This window comes from Alteromonas sp. AWJ4_197 (genome assembly GCF_056160285.1).
Genome location: NZ_JBSWWW010000001.1, coordinates 308,295 through 326,273 on the forward strand (window position 1 = coordinate 308,295; position 17,979 = coordinate 326,273).

Annotated in this window: 15 protein-coding genes; 1 reads left to right on the plus strand and 14 read right to left on the minus strand. The window is 49.9% G+C overall.

Translation table 11 applies throughout. The annotated features are described in order from the left end of the window. Positions 1-34: 34 nt before the first annotated feature. From ACXAGC_RS01360 to ACXAGC_RS01380, 5 genes are read right to left on the minus strand one after another with little or no spacing between them, the layout of a single operon-like run. Complete coding sequence (locus tag ACXAGC_RS01360) at positions 35-1,540, minus strand: ATP-binding cassette domain-containing protein (protein WP_474841735.1); 1,506 nt, start codon at positions 1,538-1,540, stop codon at positions 35-37. Beyond that, positions 1,537-3,219, minus strand: a complete 1,683-nt coding sequence (locus ACXAGC_RS01365; protein ID WP_474841737.1) for an ABC transporter ATP-binding protein/permease — start codon at positions 3,217-3,219, stop codon at positions 1,537-1,539. Before ACXAGC_RS01365 ends, ACXAGC_RS01360 begins: the two co-directional genes overlap by 4 nt. 8 nt (positions 3,220-3,227) lie before the next feature. After that, complete coding sequence (gene cydX / locus ACXAGC_RS01370; protein WP_119502908.1) at positions 3,228-3,341, minus strand: cytochrome bd-I oxidase subunit CydX; 114 nt, start codon at positions 3,339-3,341, stop codon at positions 3,228-3,230. A gap of 8 nt (positions 3,342-3,349) precedes the next feature. Beyond that, positions 3,350-4,486, minus strand: a complete 1,137-nt coding sequence (gene cydB / locus ACXAGC_RS01375) for a cytochrome d ubiquinol oxidase subunit II (protein ID WP_474841739.1) — start codon at positions 4,484-4,486, stop codon at positions 3,350-3,352. Then, complete coding sequence (locus tag ACXAGC_RS01380) at positions 4,483-6,057, minus strand: cytochrome ubiquinol oxidase subunit I (protein WP_349590170.1); 1,575 nt, start codon at positions 6,055-6,057, stop codon at positions 4,483-4,485. Before ACXAGC_RS01380 ends, cydB begins: the two co-directional genes overlap by 4 nt. A 376-nt stretch (positions 6,058-6,433) precedes the next feature. Here ACXAGC_RS01380 and ACXAGC_RS01385 point away from each other — a divergent pair, with 376 nt between their 5' ends. Beyond that, complete coding sequence (locus ACXAGC_RS01385) at positions 6,434-7,714, plus strand: sigma-54 interaction domain-containing protein (RefSeq protein WP_474842381.1); 1,281 nt, start codon at positions 6,434-6,436, stop codon at positions 7,712-7,714. Here ACXAGC_RS01385 and ACXAGC_RS01390 read toward each other — a convergent pair. The 9 genes from ACXAGC_RS01390 to ACXAGC_RS01430 all read right to left on the minus strand — a co-directional run bounded on the left by ACXAGC_RS01390 (position 7,711) and on the right by ACXAGC_RS01430 (position 17,792). Beyond that, positions 7,711-8,484, minus strand: a complete 774-nt coding sequence (locus ACXAGC_RS01390) for a TSUP family transporter (protein WP_474841742.1) — start codon at positions 8,482-8,484, stop codon at positions 7,711-7,713. The two genes, ACXAGC_RS01385 and ACXAGC_RS01390, sit on opposite strands and share 4 nt — an antisense overlap. Positions 8,485-8,518: 34 nt before the next feature. After that, complete coding sequence (locus ACXAGC_RS01395; RefSeq protein ID WP_474841744.1) at positions 8,519-9,598, minus strand: DUF2955 domain-containing protein; 1,080 nt, start codon at positions 9,596-9,598, stop codon at positions 8,519-8,521. Position 9,599: 1 nt separating this feature from the next. Next, complete coding sequence (locus tag ACXAGC_RS01400) at positions 9,600-10,667, minus strand: HlyD family secretion protein (RefSeq protein ID WP_474841746.1); 1,068 nt, start codon at positions 10,665-10,667, stop codon at positions 9,600-9,602. Further along, on the minus strand, positions 10,664-11,104 hold the full coding sequence (locus tag ACXAGC_RS01405; protein WP_474841748.1) for a MarR family transcriptional regulator: 441 nt from the start codon (positions 11,102-11,104) through the stop codon (positions 10,664-10,666). The genes ACXAGC_RS01400 and ACXAGC_RS01405 overlap by 4 nt, the downstream gene beginning before the upstream one ends. 180 nt (positions 11,105-11,284) lie before the next feature. Continuing rightward, positions 11,285-11,512 (minus strand): YgaP family membrane protein, encoded by a 228-nt coding sequence (locus tag ACXAGC_RS01410; protein ID WP_474841750.1) that lies wholly within the window; start codon positions 11,510-11,512, stop codon positions 11,285-11,287. Between the two features lie 2 nt (positions 11,513-11,514). Beyond that, positions 11,515-12,846 (minus strand): hypothetical protein, encoded by a 1,332-nt coding sequence (locus ACXAGC_RS01415; protein ID WP_474841752.1) that lies wholly within the window; start codon positions 12,844-12,846, stop codon positions 11,515-11,517. Between the two features lies 1 nt (position 12,847). Further along, a complete protein-coding gene (locus ACXAGC_RS01420) occupies positions 12,848-13,666 on the minus strand; it encodes an outer membrane lipoprotein-sorting protein (RefSeq protein WP_474841754.1) in 819 nt (272 codons plus the stop codon). A gap of 12 nt (positions 13,667-13,678) precedes the next feature. Continuing rightward, a complete protein-coding gene (locus ACXAGC_RS01425; protein ID WP_474841756.1) occupies positions 13,679-16,216 on the minus strand; it encodes an efflux RND transporter permease subunit in 2,538 nt (845 codons plus the stop codon). Positions 16,217-16,475: 259 nt separating this feature from the next. After that, complete coding sequence (locus ACXAGC_RS01430) at positions 16,476-17,792, minus strand: methyl-accepting chemotaxis protein (protein ID WP_474841758.1); 1,317 nt, start codon at positions 17,790-17,792, stop codon at positions 16,476-16,478. Positions 17,793-17,979: the final 187 nt, after the last annotated feature.

Sequence of the window (17,979 nt, forward strand, 5' to 3'; positions counted from 1 at the left end):
ATTAAAAGCTGCCCCCAGTTTGCTGGCAAACCTGTTACATTTCAATCCATTGGTCTGCAGAACGCCGGATATCTTCCGGTGTGACATGGGTAGCGATAATTACCAGCGCATTTTCTGCAGCCGCAGTCAGTCCGGCGGCGACATATTGCTGATTGCCGGTATCCAGCCCTTCAAAGGGCTCATCAACCAGCCAGACCTTTGGCGAAGCGAGCAAAGTCCGGCTTAACGATACACGTCTTGCCTCGCCACCGGAGAGTACTCTACCTCCCTGTCCCAGCCACTCGTCCAGTTGTGAGAAGTGCCCCAGACCGAATTGAGAAAGCGCATTATTCAGTGCCCGGTCGCTTTGAACAGACTCATCCGGCACCAGATTCATTCTTAATGTGGCCTCCAGTAATACCGGCGACTGCTCAGCATACACCCAACCCTTGCGTCTGCCGGCCGGCACAATATCACCATCAAAACGCAAATCACCTTTCGCCTGTACCAGACCGGCCAGTGCTTTAAGTAACGATGACTTACCGCAGCCGGAGGGCCCGGATAACACAACCAGACCTTTAACAGGCAAAGTTGCATCGATACCTGACAAGACGTTTACAGCCTGAAAGCTTTCCAGTTGAATTTGCCCCCGGGGTTGGGTGTCGTGAATGGCCGGCAAGGCTATGGCTCCTGATTGAGCCAACGCACTTTTCGCCTGGCGGTAGCGCCCAAGGTGTGCGGCAGTCGTCACTGACCGTCCGAGCCAGTCGGTAATACTCAGTAGCAACATGGGAACAATCAGTGATGCCGGGTCGCCAAATCCCTTATCCTGATTGAAAGCAAACAAGGCCACCAGCGCCAGGATAGCACAGCCATGCAGCAACCATAATGCCCATTGTCCGGCTACGTCCGTGGCAAACTGATGACGCCACACTTTATCCAGCCCGGGAGCAGAGGCAAAATGAGGGTTGCGACGATTAACAGATAAATGCCACAAACTGCTGCTGTTAAAGAAATGCTCTGAACCGAACCGGAAACGCTTTTCTTCAGCGGTTTGTTTCGCTGACTGATTAAGTCCGTACACTACAAGCCACAGTGTAAGTACAAGCCAGAGGCCCGCCATGACCCGCATCGCCAACGTGCCGGGCAGCGCCAGTTGCGTGACAATGCCCGTTGCCAGAATAACCAGCACAACCGCGCTTGCCTGATGGGCAACCCATCCCACCCATACCGAGGACAACAGTTCAGTTTGCGCGGCAAGCTTTTCCACATCGCCTGCTTTTTCATGTAATACATGGTCTTTCAGCTTGCTGAACAGTTCACTGCGAAGCACCGTGGTACGTCCCAGTAAATCGTGATGCGCCAGCCACATGTGTCCGTAGCCGGCACCAATACGTACCAGCGCCAGGGCGCGGATGATGACTGCCGGCAGCATATAATTTAAGTTAACCGGCATCAGTGCGCATGCCGCAATGAACCAGCTTGAGAATATAAGAATGAGCAGTCCGGCACTGGTGTGAGCAATGGCAAGCAATAAGCTGACTACGGGGATTTGCTTCATTCGTCTGCTCCTGTTGTCTCGCCCTCTGTTCCGGATAATTCTGCGCTTGCGGTATGGAAAACGCGTCCATCCTTTATCAGCCAGTTCGCGCTGAACCAGTGAGATGGCAATGGCTTGTGCGATGCCCAGATGACAGTTGCCTGCTGACAGTTACGATGGATAATCTGACAAATCGCTTCATGCTGAGACTGAGGCAAATGGGCGGTGGGTTCGTCCAGAAACCACACCGGTGCTTGCCGGAGTAACAACCGGGCAATGGCCAGCCGCTGCGCCTGACCACCGGATAAAGGCGGATGCTCACCCATTGGCGTATCCAGTCCCGCAGGTAACATAGTGATCCAGGCCCCCAGTTCCACACTGTCCAATACCGCAAGTAACTGCGTGTCAGAACAGGTCATAGCCAGACACAGGTTCTCTCTTACCGTGCCCGGCAGTATAACTGGCGTTTGCGTAAGCAGAACGTAATCAGATACCGGCTTTGCTAATCCCGGGCGCTGACCGCTCAGTAACTCCATCAGCACGGTTTTTCCTGCACCGGATGCACCATTTAAACGGATCCAGTCACCCGGGTTGACGGTAAGCGTACTTGTGCTTAACGCAGGTGACCGGGTGAGCTCTCCGGTTAGTGTAATTGGTGCAGCTTCGTCCCTTGTTGCTGGCACTTCGCCATGGCTTGCGGGCGCTTCGTCCGGCGGGGAATCATGTAATAAATCCTGAATCGCCTCCATGGCAGACTCAGCCTGCGCTTTTTGATGATAAAACTGCCCCAGCTTCTTCATCTCAGATAGCAGTAAAGGGGCAGTTAATAAGAGCCACAAACCTTGTTGAAGGTTTATTGTCTCTCCTAAATTAAACTCGCCAAGCAATGTAAACCCGATATACACAGCAATTAACGCAACGGCGAGGGTGGAGAAAAAATCCAGTACGGTAGTAGACAAAAACGCCACCGACACCACTTTCATGGTGCGCTCTCTTAAGCTTTTGCCAGCAGTATCTATCCGTTTGGCCTGTGCATCATGGGCGTTAAACATGGCCAACAGCGGCAACGCGGATATCCGGTCTGTAAACAGCCGCCCCAGCCGCTCAAGAGCAATAAAATGCTTGCGGTGCAATGCCGCGGCACCTTTACCAACCAGTATCATAAACAGCGGTACAATGGGTAAAGTGATCAACAAACTCCCGCCCACAACTATGCTGACACTGAAAATGACCACAAGAGCAAAAAGCGGCACTACCACCGCCACCAGTTGCTGAACACGGTAATCAAAATGCCAGTTCACCACAGCAGGGATGTGCATTTGCCACAAGGTTTGCCAGTGAAAGGTTGAATGCTGACGCACTAAAGCATGTTGCTGACGGCCAAATGTGCGCAATAGCTGTTGCTGTAAGCGAAAGAGCAGTTTTAGTCTGCCATGATGATTCAACCAGATGCTGCACCCCTGACTCAGCCACACGCCGGCAAGGCAAATTGCAGTAAACCATAACAGTGAGGACGAAGCGGCAACCCCGTCAATGATCCACTGCGACACCATGGCAGCAAAACCCCAGTATGCCGCAATGAGCGCAGCATCACGTAAAACGTGGAGGACGGTAAGTGCCACCAGAGCCCTGCGGGGAGCAGGGTTTCCGGTGGCGACAGATTGCTGAAACCAGCGGGTAAGTGAGAGGGAACGACTCAAATTATCCCTTATTCTTCAGTATCAGGGCGGTCCATGTTCTCGGTAGACTCCAGCCACATGGCGTTGATAATGCCAAATGAACAAGCCAGTAAAATGCCAAGGATCCAGGTGAAATACCACATAATGCCTCCTAGTAAATCGCGTGAGATTTATCTAAATCAGATTGTTTAACTCTTCCACGCATCACGTAGAACCCGTAGATGGTGTAAGACAGTACAATGGGTACAAATACACAGGCTACGAAGAACATCACACGTAATGTCATTTCACTGGATGTAGCATCCCACATTGTCAGACTTGCATCCGGCATTGTGCTGCTTGGCATCAGGAACGGGAACATTGAGAACCCCGCCGTTAATATAACGCCGGCTATCATGGCAGAACTGGACACAAATGCCCATCCAGCACGGCCTGCTTTTGAAAAGGCCGCGCACGCCAGGCCACCTGCAATACCCAGTGCCGGTGCAATGATCATCCAGGGGTAAGTACCATAGTTGTTCATCCACGCGCCGGTTTCAGTGACAACGGTTTTGTGCAACGGATTTGAGACGGCATAAGTGTCTGCTACAGAGCTCATCACATAACCATCTATGCCGAAGGCTACAAACACCCCTGCCAGAATAAATAACGCCACAGTCACCAAAGACAGGATCACTGAGGTGGCACGGGCACGCACTTCAACAAAACCGTCTGTTTTCATTTGCAACCAGGTTGCTCCGTGATTAAGCAGTAATGCAACGGATACCAGACCGGTCAGGATGGCAAAGGGATTCAATAATCCGAAGAAAGAGCCGGTATAGGTGGATTTCAACGTATTATCAAATTCATAGGGTACGCCCTGTAACAGGTTTCCGAACGCAACACCAAAGATAAGTGCCGGAACAAATCCGCCGGCAAACAACGCCCAGTCCCAACGCTGACGCCACTTTGCTCCGGGCAGTTTACTACGGTAATCGAAGCCGATGGGGCGCATCCATAACGCAGCAAGCGTAAGAAATAACGCGATGTAAAAGCCGGAAAACGCAGTAGCGTAAATCATTGGCCAGGCAGCAAAAATAGCGCCACCGGCCGTGATGAACCACACCTGGTTGCCGTCCCAGTGCGGGCCGATGGTATTAATCATCACCCGGCGCTCTTCGTCGGTACGTCCGATAATTGTAAGCAACGAACCTACACCTAAATCAAAGCCGTCGGTAATGGCAAAGCCAATCAGTAACACACCGACAAGCACCCACCAGATCACCCGCAACACTTCATAATCGATCATGCGTTTGCTCCTTTTTCAGTTAAACCAATTACGCTTGCTTCATCCTGTTCGTCGCCGGGAGGAACCGGTCCTTTTTTGGCGAATTTCTTCATCAGGTAGAAGCTGATAATGAACATCACGGTGTAGAACAAGGTGTAGCCCACCATGGTGAATACCACATCACCCACACTCAGATTGGAAACAGACACGTGGACCGGCAGTACTTCTGCAATAGACCATGGTTGACGACCAAACTCGGCGACGAACCAGCCTGCTTCACAGGCAATCCAGGGCAGAGGTAAACCGTAGAGGGCTGATTTCAGTAACCAGCGGGGCTGAGTAATGCGGTGTTTAGTGCTGTACCAGAACGCTGCCGCGAACAGAGCCAGCATTAAAAAGCCTGCCAGTACCATTAAGCGGAAGGAATAAAACAGCGGTGCAACAGGCGGAATACTGTAATCCACGGCACGCTCAAGCGCTTCAGGTGTAGGCCGTGTAATATCCTGCGTAAAGGGTTGCAGCAGCATGGCGTAACCCAAATTTTCTTTATTCGCGTCAAACAGCGCCTGCTCAGCCGGCGTGGCTGAACCGTCACGCACTGCATCCATGTGCTTGTATGCCTGCACACCGGATAAAATGCGAACACGGTGCTGCTCTTTCAAATCTTTAATGCCGGTAACTTCTTCATCAAAGCTGCGGGTGGCGATGATGCCCATGGCGTACGGAATTTGAATGGCATAGTCCATGCGCTCTTCTTCGTCATTGGGAATACCAAAGATGGTGAATGGCGCAGGCGCAGGATGGGTTTCGTACTCCGCTTCAACGGCGGCAAGTTTCACTTTCTGCACGTCACCGATTTCGTATCCACTTTCATCGCCCAGAATAATCACTGACAACACAGACGCCAGACCAAAGCTTGCAGCGATGGCAAAAGAGCGGCGGGCAAACGCAACATGCTTGTGTTTCAGTAAGTAATAACTGGAGATAGCCAGCACGAACATTGCGCCTGTTGTATAGCCTGCAGAAACAGTGTGTACAAACTTCACTTGTGCCACCGGATTAAAAATAACGTCAGCGAAGCTGGTCATTTCCATCCGCATAGATTCAACATTGAAGTCAGCGCCCACAGGGTTTTGCATCCAGCCGTTGGCGATAAGGATCCAAAGCGCCGAAAAGTTAGAACCGATAGCCACCAGCCAGGTAGCCATAAGGTGCTTCACTTTTGACATGCGGTCCCAGCCAAAGAAGAACAGTCCGACGAAAGTTGATTCAAGGAAAAACGCCATCAGGCCTTCAATAGCCAGCGGCGCGCCAAAAATGTCACCCACGTAATGTGAATAATAAGACCAGTTCATACCGAACTGGAACTCCATGGTGAGGCCGGTAGCCACACCAATCGCAAAGTTTATCCCGAACAACTTACCCCAGAATTTGGTCATCTGTTTGTAGATTTCCTTGCCGGTCATCACGTAAACCGATTCCATGATGGCAAGCAGGAAAGTCATACCTAAGGTAAGGGGTACAAAGATAAAGTGGAACATAGCAGTCAATGCAAACTGCCAGCGCGATAACTCCAGTAATGTATCGCTCATTAGGAACATCTCCCGATTAATTAGTAATTTGGCGAAATGTCGACGATGTAGCCGAATTTAATATCACTGGCAGAGCAGAAGTCGTGCCACAGAGTAACGTTGGCAATCACAGAAGCGTGAGATAAATCAAAAACCGCAATTATTGTGCGCAGAAAGCGTGAATAACGAACACAACAGGGATGTTTGAGCCACCGGACGACTTCGGATACATCGCAAATTTCATAGCCGCTACCTTACACCCTTCGAACAGGCCGCTATTTGATCCAACGCAAGCTTTCTCACCGGAAAAACAAAGTCATTTTTGACAAATCTTGTGACATAATTGTCATAACTCACTGAGGGGGGCATAAACGTGAACATTTCTATTATTCAGTCGATGATCAATGCGATTGATAAGCCGGCGATTTTTATCACGCCGGATTATGTGGTGCATGCGGTTAACCAGCTCTACCGCGACACTTATGAAGAGCACATCATCACCGGTAAAAGTACCTGCTTCAGCGTGTCTCACAACAATGCTGTTCCCTGTGATCAAGCCGGAGAAGACTGCCCCCTTGCGGAATGCAAAAGTACACAAAGACCAAGCTCAGTGGTACACAATCACAAAACCCGCACAGGCGATTCTCACTGCCAGATCACAATGAAGCCGGTGGAAGACGAAGATGGTATGGTGCTTGGCTACCTGGAGGTGCTGGAGCAAATCACCTTCGCTTCTCCCCGTGCCGGTAATGCGAAACTCATTGGCAGTGCACCGTCTTTCAGGAATATGCTGCATCAAATCAGCCGCGCAGCACCGGCAGACATTGCCGTGTTATTGCAGGGAGAAACAGGCACAGGGAAAGAACTTGTCGCTCACGCTATTCACGAAAGCAGCCCGCGGAAAGACAAACCGTTTGTAGTCATTGAATGCACCGGACTGACTGAGTCATTATTTGAATCAGAGCTGTTCGGCCACGAGAAAGGGGCATTTACCGGCGCATCATCGTCGAAAAAAGGACTCATTGACGTGGCCAGTGGCGGCACGGTTTTTTTTGACGAAATTGGCGATGTGCCCATGAGTATGCAGGTCAAGCTGCTGCGATTGCTGGAGTCAGGAACTTACCGTCCTGTCGGCAGCCTGAAGCTGAAGCACTCTGATTTCAGGCTGGTCTGCGCTACACACAAAAACCTTAAACAGCTGGTTGAGAAAGGCGAATTCAGACAAGATCTCTATTACCGGATTGCCGGCTTTCCCATCGCCCTGCCTTCTCTACGCCAGCGCAGGGAAGACATTCCTGCGCTATGCGGGCAATTCCTGGCGCAAGCCGGGCACACGAAGAAGACCTTTAACAAAGATGCCCTTTCCGTACTCAGCCGTTATGCATTTCCCGGCAATATCAGAGAATTGCGCAACGTCACCGAACAAGCCGCTCTGTTATCGGTAGATGAACACATCACTCCGGCGGACTTACCTTCACATCTGACAGTACCGGAAAGCGAACAGGAGTCCGGCCCGCTCAGATTAAAAACACTGGAAGAAGCAGAGGAAGCGTACCTGTCTGAAATCATCTCAGCCTTCGACGGTACGCCGGAAGCGCTGGCAGACGTACTTGGCATAAGCACCAGAACACTTTACAGAAAACTCCGGCGATACGGCCTGACGCTCAGCAGGCGTTAGAGCGACATCGCTGCCTGCCAGATAAGGCGCAGGGCCAGTATGGTAACGATAACTTTAAACAGTAGGGCAAAGCGTTCGTCAGACACTTTTTTCAGCACTTTCAACCCCAGCCAGGTGCCGGTAAAGCCGCTGACTACCATAGCAACTACCAGTGGCAACCATTGAAAAAAAGCAAATCCGGCAAAGCTGAAAACAAAGGCTTTAAGCAGATGCTGAAATGTCATACAGGTAGCAAACGTACTGGTGAGGGTCATCTTATTATCAGTATTCCGGTGCACAAACCCGGCGACCAGCGGCCCTGTCGCGCCCACAAACATAGTCGCAACCGTCGTCAGCGCACCGGCAATGCAACGGCCGGTTTTGCTCAGCTCCCTTTTCGCCGGTTTGGGTCCCCACACTAAAAATAAGATAAAACCCGCTACAGTAAACTGAATGGTGATTAGCGGCAGTTGCACCACAATGAAAGACGCAGCAACAGCCCCGGCCAGCGCACCACCGCTGAACCACTTCACCATGGCCCAGTCGATGTGCGAACGGGTCAGCCACGAACGGCTCCCGTTAGAACCTAACTGAACAAGTCCGTGCACAGGGATCAACGCGGCTACCGGCACAACCGTTGCCATGGTCGCCAGCAACATAACACCGCCCCCGACACCGAATGAAGCTGTTATCATTGACGTAAGGCCTGCGAGAATAATCAGTCCCAGCGCTACAGCAGCGGATACTGCCCCGCCTCCGGTAAATAAATCTGTAAAGCTTGCTACTTCCAAGATTACTGTTTTCCTTCAATAAATTATCACTGCATCATACATTTCGCGTAATCGCGAATCGATTTAAAAAACCATCCAGCAGCCACGCCAGGCTCATAAGAAGTGACAGTGCGATAACGACAGAGGAAAAGCGGTACATACTGCTGTACAGCATGTCTGAATTGGGCTGAAGATACTGCCCGAACAAAATGCCGATGGTGGTTAAGGCACCAAAGCCCATACCTGAACCGGTGCGTTCAATCAGATGCAGCCGTGCCGTGAGCATAACGGTGATAAACATCGCAATCACAACCAGGGGAAGATAGCGGATCAGATCGTACATCAATAATTGTACGGTAATACCCAGCGCACACCCTAAGGCTACGCCTTTCGCCCGCTTCATAGAGTTTTCCAGCGAGCCGCGGAAGGTCATGGGAAACAGCACGAGTACCGTTGCTACCTGCGCAGACAGGGAATCTTTCAAATCGAAAATTTGAAAGACAACGAATGACAGCGTCGCCAGAATCGCCCCCGTCAGCGTGCGGTGATTAATCTGTGCAAACGTCACGTTATGCTGTGGTGGCGGTGCGATAGGATCAGTCTCCGGAATCAGCCAGTAAAGCACCGCTGCAGAAATAACGGATATCAGCGTGGCGAGGAATGCCGCCATAGTCATATCGGTTAGTGATGCATCCGGATAGCTTGAAAAATGGAGCAACACTGAGAGAGTGACTATCCCGGAGGCCCATAGCAGGAAGTGCGAGCCTTTAGCCATCAACCTGAAATGAACAAAAAATACTGCAAACACACCCATTATCATTAAAGCCGGATGATGTTTGAAAAACACATTCAGCAGATAGATTTCCACCACATTCACCGCCACACCTACCATAAACTGCCAGGCAATCAGGCGGTCGAACTTAGGCAACATGCCCAGCAATAACATGGGATAGACAGCGAAAAATACGCCGTACGGCCAGTTCATGTATTTACTGATGAGAAACCCGGCACAGCTGCCAAGGGCTATGCGCAACACCCGACGCTGGTCCTGCGGGGAATAATCCCCGGCCGAATTAATAAAGCGATGGTCACGCTGCTTTTTCAGTAAAAAACCGGACAATTTACTGATACCCATCTTAATAGATATAGTGCAACAGACTGACAACCTTCATCTGCGCTGCGCCTATCCAGTTAAAGATGCCGTCCTCATGACGTTGCAGCAACACCGTCGCCCGTGCGCCGCTCACCATATCGGCGGGCAGAGCCTGGTCGGTTAACGCAACATACACACGGACACGCTGGGCATCACGTACCCAACGGTCGGATACGTCCGGTTCGGCCAGCTTCCCGTCCGGCAAAAGTTGTCCTGTAGCCACACCCAAATCTTTACTGACAACTGAAGCGTGAAACACTTCCCCGGGAAGGGCATCAAATACCACCAGAGCACCTGCGCTATTGCCAATTTTACTCAGGCTTTTTTCGCGGAAATCGGCAACGACACGTTCTTCACCTGTGACCACCAGCGAAAGCAGAGATTGATTTGCCTGAGCCTGAATGCCGGGCGAAAGTTGCAGGTTCGAAACGACGCCATCTTCTGGTGCTACAACAGTGGTACGCGCCAAATCCAGTTCAGCCTGTTTAAGTGTATTTGTAGCAATACGAAGGCGCAGGTTATCTTCTCCTTCATCACCAAGCTCAACCTGTAACGCTTTTTTACGCTCCTGTGCAGCCTGCAGTCTTGCCCCGGCGGCTTCAACTTCAGCCATTTTTTGATCAACCAGTTGGGTACTGACCAGATTTTTAGCAGCTAATGAGGCTAAACGCTTATGTTCACGTTTGTCTTTAGCAAGGGTAACTTGTGATTCGATAATACTTGCCTGAGCTTCGGCCAGCTGGGCGTGCAAATTGTCGTTAGTCTGCTGCGCTTCCCGCAATGCCAGGCGGGCTTTTTCCACCGCCAGTTCGTAGTCAGTACCGTCAATTTTAAACAGCACGTCCCCTTTACGGACCGGCTGATTGTTTCGCACAGCAACGCTGATCACTTCACCCGACACTCTGGGTGCCACAGTCACAACAGGACGCTGCACCATGGAATGAGGTGTCATGGGAATATTGAAATCGGCAATAAAAATGTAAGCACAAATGGCAATGAACAGCACTAATGCGCCGCGCATCCATCGGTTAAATTGTGCATCTGCGGTCATGAATTCTCCGGCGTAGAAATATGGTTTGCGTTATCGATGACTTTACTCAGCAGTCCGTAAAAGACTGATCGTTCTTCATCAGTCAGTCCGCTCAGCATCTGCTGACGGCCTTCAAATGCTTTGGCCTCAACGGCCTGCATGAGTTCTCTGCCTTTTTCGGTAAACCAGAGGGTTTTTCGTCTGGCGTCATCGGGACAAGGCTTTCTGAGTATGAGTCCGGCCTCTTCTAACAAATTCAGCGTGCGTAGCAACGAAGGCTGTTCAATGCCTATATCACCGGCCAGTTCCTTCTGGCTGCATCCTTCACCGGTGCGGTCGAGATGTAGCATGGCGATCCAGCGGGACTGAGTCAGGCCAAGATCCGCCATGTAATGGTCTACGGCGTGCCGCCAGGCAAACGCCGCACGACTCAGTAACCATCCGATATTGTTTTCCATCTGCACTGCACATCCAATTAGTTAGCATGCTAATCATTTAAGCATATAATTAGCATGCTAATCAATATCACGATGGATAATTTTCGTCAGACAGGGGATTAACAAAGACAGGAGGGCGGATAACTCAAAAAACACCATGCAAAGGCATGGTGCTTTAAAGGTGCGGGAAACCTGGGCCGGCTACTTACTATGACCGGCAGCAAAAGCCAGCTCTTTCTCCGTTTTGAAACCAAAGAATTTCCTTAACACAATGGTTGCAGGGCAAAAGCCGGTAAAGCTCTGCTGAAACAGGTTTGCACCGATAAAAGCCGTAAACCACACAAAGTAACTGCTGACGAAGTACGTGAGTGCAACACTTAATAACACCATAAAGCCTGCGAAAGCCGTAAGAGCACGTTCTGCTGACATAATTATTCTCCGAAGTAGTAGCGAAATGAAGCATAGACGTTAGAGGCATCTCTGAACTGACTGTAAAACGTGTGTAGTTCGTCACCATAAAACAGGTTCAGCCCGCCGCTCAGTTGCCAGGTATCCACCGGTGACCAGGTTGCTTTCAGACGCAGATAGCCATCCCCGTCAGTGGGTGAATAGAAGTTGAAAGCCTGCAACGATAAGGTTTGCCGCCAGGCCTGATAGCGCAATTGGGTAGTGAACACATGACGCCTTTGTGACGGTTCATATTGTGGCCACATCGAATTGGTCATCAGTGCTTCATAATCATGAGTCAGCTCTGTATACCACTGAACACCCCCGGTCAGATTTGCTATCAGCTCCTGCTCATACCCCACCAGAAAGCGGCTTTGATCATTGGGCAAACGGGGATCATTACCCGATGTATCTTCACCATCGTGAAAAGCGTATTCCAGTTTACCCAGCCCAGGTCCGACGGCACGTACTGCACTGAACCCTGTCACTGACAGTTCGCTGTAACGGGGCATGCCATCCACATCAGCAGCTTGCGGCAATTTACTGAAACCTTTGTAACCGTATACCGCAAGTTCAGTACCGGCAAGGGTCCGGTAGAGGCGCAGTGCATATTCCGGTTTATCAGGTGTATTTTCATTACTGACCGACAGTCTGTCTGATGTGTTTCCACCCGTCTGCGGATTAAAGTAAGAAAAAATATCACCGTCGATGCCATTGTCAGGTTCAAACTCAGGCGTTATCACCACATCCACATTCAAAAAATTGAAGTAACCACTCACTTTCATGGACAGCGAGGGATACTTCAGATAGCCATCGTCCCGCCCGGCAAAGAAGGACTGATAATCTTTCGGGAACAAATCATTGAGAAACAAATAGTCGCCGGTTCCCCAGGTAAGGATCTGCTGACCAGCTTTTACGTCGACAGATTTGCCGGCTTCTCCCAAAAATCCTAAGTTACCCTGCCAGTACAATTCCCTGATTTGAGACTGCCAGCTATCTTCTGCACCGTTGTACAACGCATCGCCGCGAAAACTGATTTTTGATTCAGAAAACGTGTACGCACCCTGCAACTGCATTCTCACATCAGCCAGCGTTGTATTGTCCGGATGGTAAGGATCGCTCTGCAACCGGGTACCGCCGGCAACATCGAGAAAGCCGGACCAGTTGAATGGCGATACCGTTTCATCCCAATCCCCCATGTTTTCCCACAGATCATCCTGACCGCTTTGCTCATCCGCGAACTGCCGGGCGTAACCCGTCGTGGTTAACCCGGACATCAGACACAGTGCCAGTGCTACGGTGGCTTGCCTGTTCATACTATTTCAGCCACTGAACAGGTGGTGTACGAAGGCTACGTTCGCTGAAAATATCATCATCCAGCCCCAGGTCATAACTCACATTTCTGAATTCCATCAGGGTATAACCGCCTGATGTCAGATCCGTTACCTTAGAGCGGGTGACGGTGGGCTTACCCTGTATTGTCTCCACAGACACAGCTTCAACGCGGCGATAATTTTCATCGTTTCCACGATAAAAATTAATCAACACCGGTAACGTGGTTTGTTTATCAATTTCAACGACGTAATAGCTGAATTCCACAGAATCAGGTGTTTTCGGATTTGCCTTTAAGATATAGCGCTCAGTGGTTTCGCTTTGCAGCGTGAAGTGATCTTCACTGACAGCCCGTCCGGATACATCTTCATAGAAGAAATGGGAACCGGTGAAAGAGGTTCGCTTGTCTCCGGCGGAAATCCGCTTGACCAGATCCAGTGCAGGCAGATATAACCACCGGTCATCTTCCTGCTGCAGGCTGGCATGTTTCTCAACACGAAAAACCGTGTCTTTCACATCTGCCGGGCGACTGAAGAACACCATCATTTTCTGATCGCCATTGTCGGCAACATCTTTTCGCAAAATAGTGAACTGACGCATTTGCTTCCGTCCCTGCCCGTCCACAATCATCATTCTGGCGTCTGACCGTCCGTCATCTCCCGCATAATAGGCTGCTTTTTCCGATGCCGTTATTAAGGCGGTGACATCCACGGACTCAGCGGTGGCAAAAGCAGCCGGCAAGGTGAACATAAGAGCGAACGATAACACCCTGACGTGTTTAAAATACTGTTGACCAATAAACATAAAATCTCTCCGTTATCCGCGGAACACAAAACGACGCAGCAGGCTCATGGCGGAAGGCAGCACCAGTAAAGTGACCAGTGCTGAAATTGCCATAATAGCCGCCAGGAAAATACCTACTGTGATGTAGGGCACGAGTGGTGCAAACAGAAGCGGTGTAAATCCAAGTGCAATTACCAGCGCGTTGCGAGTGATCGCGCTGGCGGGTTCGCCAAACATTGCCTGCAAAGTGATATCAACGTTCCCGGTTTCTTTATAAATTGCGCGGGCACGTTCCAGAAAGTGAATAGCGAAATCAACAGACAAGCCAAGTGTCAGCGCTGATAAAACGGCGATTGGCATATCATAGTCTTTACCAATAAAACCAATCATGCCGTAAATCAATGAAATGGTGATGGTAAGCGGCAGCATGGCAAGCATGCCAAATACCAGAGAGCGGAACAACACCACCATCATAATGAACACCATGACAAACGCACCGGTCAGACTTTCTGTCATGCCTTTTACCATATTGTCCTGCCAGACCACATTCAGATAAGCTTTGCCTGCCCAGTGGTATTCAATACCCTCAGGTAACGGGTTGTCTGCAAACCAGGCTGCAACTTTCTCTTTTACTGCAGTCATTGCCTGGTTATCACCACTGGTGAGTTGCAACCAGAGCAGGGATTGTCTGAAATCAGGGGTCACAAAATGCCAGAGATCACCGGGCCGGTGTGACGACTGATATTGCAACAATGTTTGCGCCACAGCCTGTTCAGATTCAGGCAGAGTGTAGTCTGTGTCTTCACCGCTTCTCAGTTCACGGTTAACCACTTTCACCACATCAGCGAGTGAATTTGATTTACCGGTCAAACCGGTTTGACTCAGGTACCCTTGCAGTTCACTGATTTGATTTAATAAGTCAGGAGACTGAAACGTCTTGCTGGCAGACAGAGCCAGTTCAGTTTTACTCATTGCCCCCTCAAGCCATTCAATGGCCTCATCGTCTTCTGCGGCAAACAACGCATCATCAATAGCAAAGACCAGCGCTTCAAGAGCAGCGGCGCTATCAGAAGAAGCGAGCTTTTTCAGCGTGTCTTCGCGCCAGGTGCTCAATGACACCGGTACAGGAGTACTCAGCAGGGATTCGGCGTCCGGTACCGGACGGTTATCTGTCAATACCAGGTAAGCATTGTAGGTACCGGCAAACTGTTCGTTCAGTACGCGATCTGCCACACGAATTTCATGATCTTCTTTAAACCAGCGTACCGGATTATCGTTAATCTGAATGGTTGTCATGCCCCAAACAGAAAAAACGAACAGGACAGTAAACAAGAAAATCCAGCCACGACGCCATGCCATAGCCGCCCTGCCGATATTTGCAGCGAACCGGGCGACTCCGGACTGAGACTGACCATCACCGTGGAGAGCCTGCTGAAGCCCGGCTAACGATGATTCACTCATCCGCGACACGTAAGCCGGCATAAAAATAAGTGTCAGCAGAAACGCCAGCAGAATACCGCTGCCCACAAACGCGCCAAAAATCTGTACCGGCGGAATTGGCGTTAACATCAGCGAGAAGAATCCGGCAGATGAGGTCACAGAGGTATATAGCATCGGCGTAAACAAATGGGACACCACCCGGCTAATGACATCGCCTGCATCCTCGCCGGGCTTATAGCGGTCAGAAAACTCCGACAAAATATGAACAGAATCCACCACAGCAATGGGCATGAGAAAAATAGCAATCATTGACGACATGATATGAACAGTAAATCCCATACCAATCATCACGCCCATGGTCACAATGACCGTGACCATAGCAACAATCATTGGCGCAATGATTAGTGGCAAGTTGCGGAAGAAAAGGAAAAGCAGGAAGAAGATTGTGGCGCCGGCCAGCGGCGCAGAAATCCCCATCTGCACAAACATTTCGACACCGAACTGGTCCTCAGCAACAGGTAAGCCGGTGATATACCATGACTGCTCCGACCCCGTTTTATCAATTTCAGTACGGATAGCCGTTGCGATGCGGTAGCTTTCATTTTTATCTGCGATGGGTACGTAAATCGCCGCAGCCTTGCCAGTTTCAGCCACCAGCGTGTCGTAAAGTAACGGCAACCTTTCGATATGCTCTTTAATTCGCTCAGTACCGGCTGTATCTTCAGGTGCCTTATCCATCAACCATTCAAACCGGATTGTTCCGGGGCCGGCCTGAGTGATGTTATCCACGGTGGATAAGGACATAAGATCCGCATTAATGACCCCGTCAATAGCCAGTATTGCGCCGGTAACCTGTTTAATTTCTGCCAGTGTTTTCGGTGTGTAAATACTCTCTTCATTTTGCGGTACTACGCCCACTACAATGGCATCATGCATCGCGAAATCTTGCTTTACCTGATTGTGAAAAGCTCTTTGAGGATGACTGGCAGGCAGCATGTTTTCAGGATCGGTATCGACCTGAAGGTACGGGATCATGGCAGCAGCCGCTAATGTGATCAGCCCGACAAGCGCATAAACCCACAGAGCATGATTGACAGAAAAATTAAGAAAACGTGCTGACAGCTTTTTCACAGGATCACCAAAACAAACATAAGAATTTCATTATATAAATATTTTCTTATATTGCAACTATTGCTTGCGCCGGAAAGTGGTCACTCAGATATGGAAGCTGGCCGGAGGGCCCACCGGACGTCCGGAACAGGTCGGAATATAATTGGACAAGACAGGAGAATGAGGCAGCGGGATTACAACGCTGCCGGTAATACAGGGACAAAAAAAAGCAGCCGGCTAATGTGCGGGCTGCGCTCTTAGTAAAGCAAACAGAGTGAGGTTATTTTGTCAGGTGATTGGCAAACTGACCGACGGCATCCACAACGGCACGGGCACCTTCCTGGATTTCATCAATGACCGCACCGGCCTCTTCTGCGAAAGCCAGTCCTGTTTGTGCACGTTCATCACCTTTATTCACCAGTTCTACGGCATCTGCAGCCAGTGTCTGGTTGTGTTTCACTACGTTCACAATTTCTTCCGTGGCTTCAGACGTACGGGAAGCCAACTGACGCACTTCATCAGCAACAACGGCGAAGCCACGTCCCTGATCACCCGCACGGGCCGCCTCAATAGCAGCGTTCAGTGCCAGCAGATTAGTTTGATCCGCAATAGCACTGATACTGCTGATAATAGTTGCGATTTGCTGGGACTGAGAGTCCAGTGCGTGGATCCCCTCTTTCGCCTTGTCCATTTGCTCTGACAGCGTGGACATTTCTTCCAGCACTTTATTGATTACGTCTTTACCTTTGCGGGCAACAGCATCGGTATTGTTAGAGGTGTGATAGGCGATATCAGCGGCATTCGCTACCGCTTGTTCCTGCTGAACCTGAGCTGTTATTTCTGTGGCAAACTTCACCACTTTATACAAACGGCCGTGGGTATCGTGAATCGGGTTATACGTTGCTTCCAGCCACAATGTATTGCCGTGAGCATCTACACGATGAAAACGTCCGGCCACGAACTCACCGCGGGCCAGCTTAGCCCAGAATTGTTTGTAACCTTCTGAATTCGCTTCTTCATCAGTACAAAACATACGGTGATGCTTACCTTTAATGTCTTTAAGGCCGTATTTCACCGCCCCGAGGAAAGCGGCATTCGCCTCTAAGATGTGACCGGTTAAGTCAAATTCGATTACCGCCGTGGATTTATGTAATGCCTCGACTAAGTCTTCATGCTCTTTTGACATGGTAATCGTTCTGGTGAGATCGTTCAGGTTAACGGAGAAGTGATGCACTCTGCCGTTATTATCTAAAATGGGCTGCATCACGCCGCGAAGCCAGGCTTCCTCACCATTTTTTCGGGTATACTCAATGGCCCCGCTGTAATGATGATTACTTTCCATCGCCTGATGCAGTTTCTTGTAATAATCTGTGCCTTTCGCAATAGACGGAACAAAATCGAGAAAATGTTTACCTTCCACTTCTGACCCGCGGTAGCCTAACTCTTCTTCGAACAGGCGGTTCACTTTTTCAATGCGACCCGCGTGATCCAGTCTCACGAAAATCATCTCATCACGAAGACTTTCACGAACCTGTTTAAGCATGTTCAGTTCTTCCCGAAGCGCTTCGTTTTCTTTGACGAGGTGACGATTAAACATAAAATTTATTTCCAGTCGTTAATGAGTTTATGACTGCCACACGTGTCTTTAATCCCGTGATTAGCAGTAAATATAAATTTACGTGATCTTTATCGGCAGAGTGGTCTAATTTCTTGATTTATAAAATTAACCATTTTTATATGTCAGTTTCAGGACATTGAAAAAGCACTTAATAATAGCTAGGCTA

Bases quoted from the DNA above. Each gene is read 5' to 3' on its own strand.
- ACXAGC_RS01360 (WP_474841735.1), bottom strand. From the start codon at position 1,540: ATGAAGCAAATCCCCGTAGTCAGCTTATTGCTTGCCATTGCTCACACC.
- cydX (WP_119502908.1), bottom strand. From the start codon at position 3,341: ATGTGGTATTTCACCTGGATCCTTGGCATTTTACTGGCTTGTTCATTT.
- cydB (WP_474841739.1), bottom strand. From the start codon at position 4,486: ATGATCGATTATGAAGTGTTGCGGGTGATCTGGTGGGTGCTTGTCGGT.
- ACXAGC_RS01380 (WP_349590170.1), bottom strand. From the start codon at position 6,057: ATGAGCGATACATTACTGGAGTTATCGCGCTGGCAGTTTGCATTGACT.
- ACXAGC_RS01385 (WP_474842381.1), top strand. From the start codon at position 6,434: ATGATCAATGCGATTGATAAGCCGGCGATTTTTATCACGCCGGATTAT.
- ACXAGC_RS01395 (WP_474841744.1), bottom strand. From the start codon at position 9,598: ATGGGTATCAGTAAATTGTCCGGTTTTTTACTGAAAAAGCAGCGTGAC.
- ACXAGC_RS01400 (WP_474841746.1), bottom strand. From the start codon at position 10,667: ATGACCGCAGATGCACAATTTAACCGATGGATGCGCGGCGCATTAGTG.
- ACXAGC_RS01405 (WP_474841748.1), bottom strand. From the start codon at position 11,104: ATGGAAAACAATATCGGATGGTTACTGAGTCGTGCGGCGTTTGCCTGG.
- ACXAGC_RS01410 (WP_474841750.1), bottom strand. From the start codon at position 11,512: ATGTCAGCAGAACGTGCTCTTACGGCTTTCGCAGGCTTTATGGTGTTA.
- ACXAGC_RS01415 (WP_474841752.1), bottom strand. From the start codon at position 12,846: ATGAACAGGCAAGCCACCGTAGCACTGGCACTGTGTCTGATGTCCGGG.
- ACXAGC_RS01420 (WP_474841754.1), bottom strand. From the start codon at position 13,666: ATGTTTATTGGTCAACAGTATTTTAAACACGTCAGGGTGTTATCGTTC.
- ACXAGC_RS01430 (WP_474841758.1), bottom strand. From the start codon at position 17,792: ATGTTTAATCGTCACCTCGTCAAAGAAAACGAAGCGCTTCGGGAAGAA.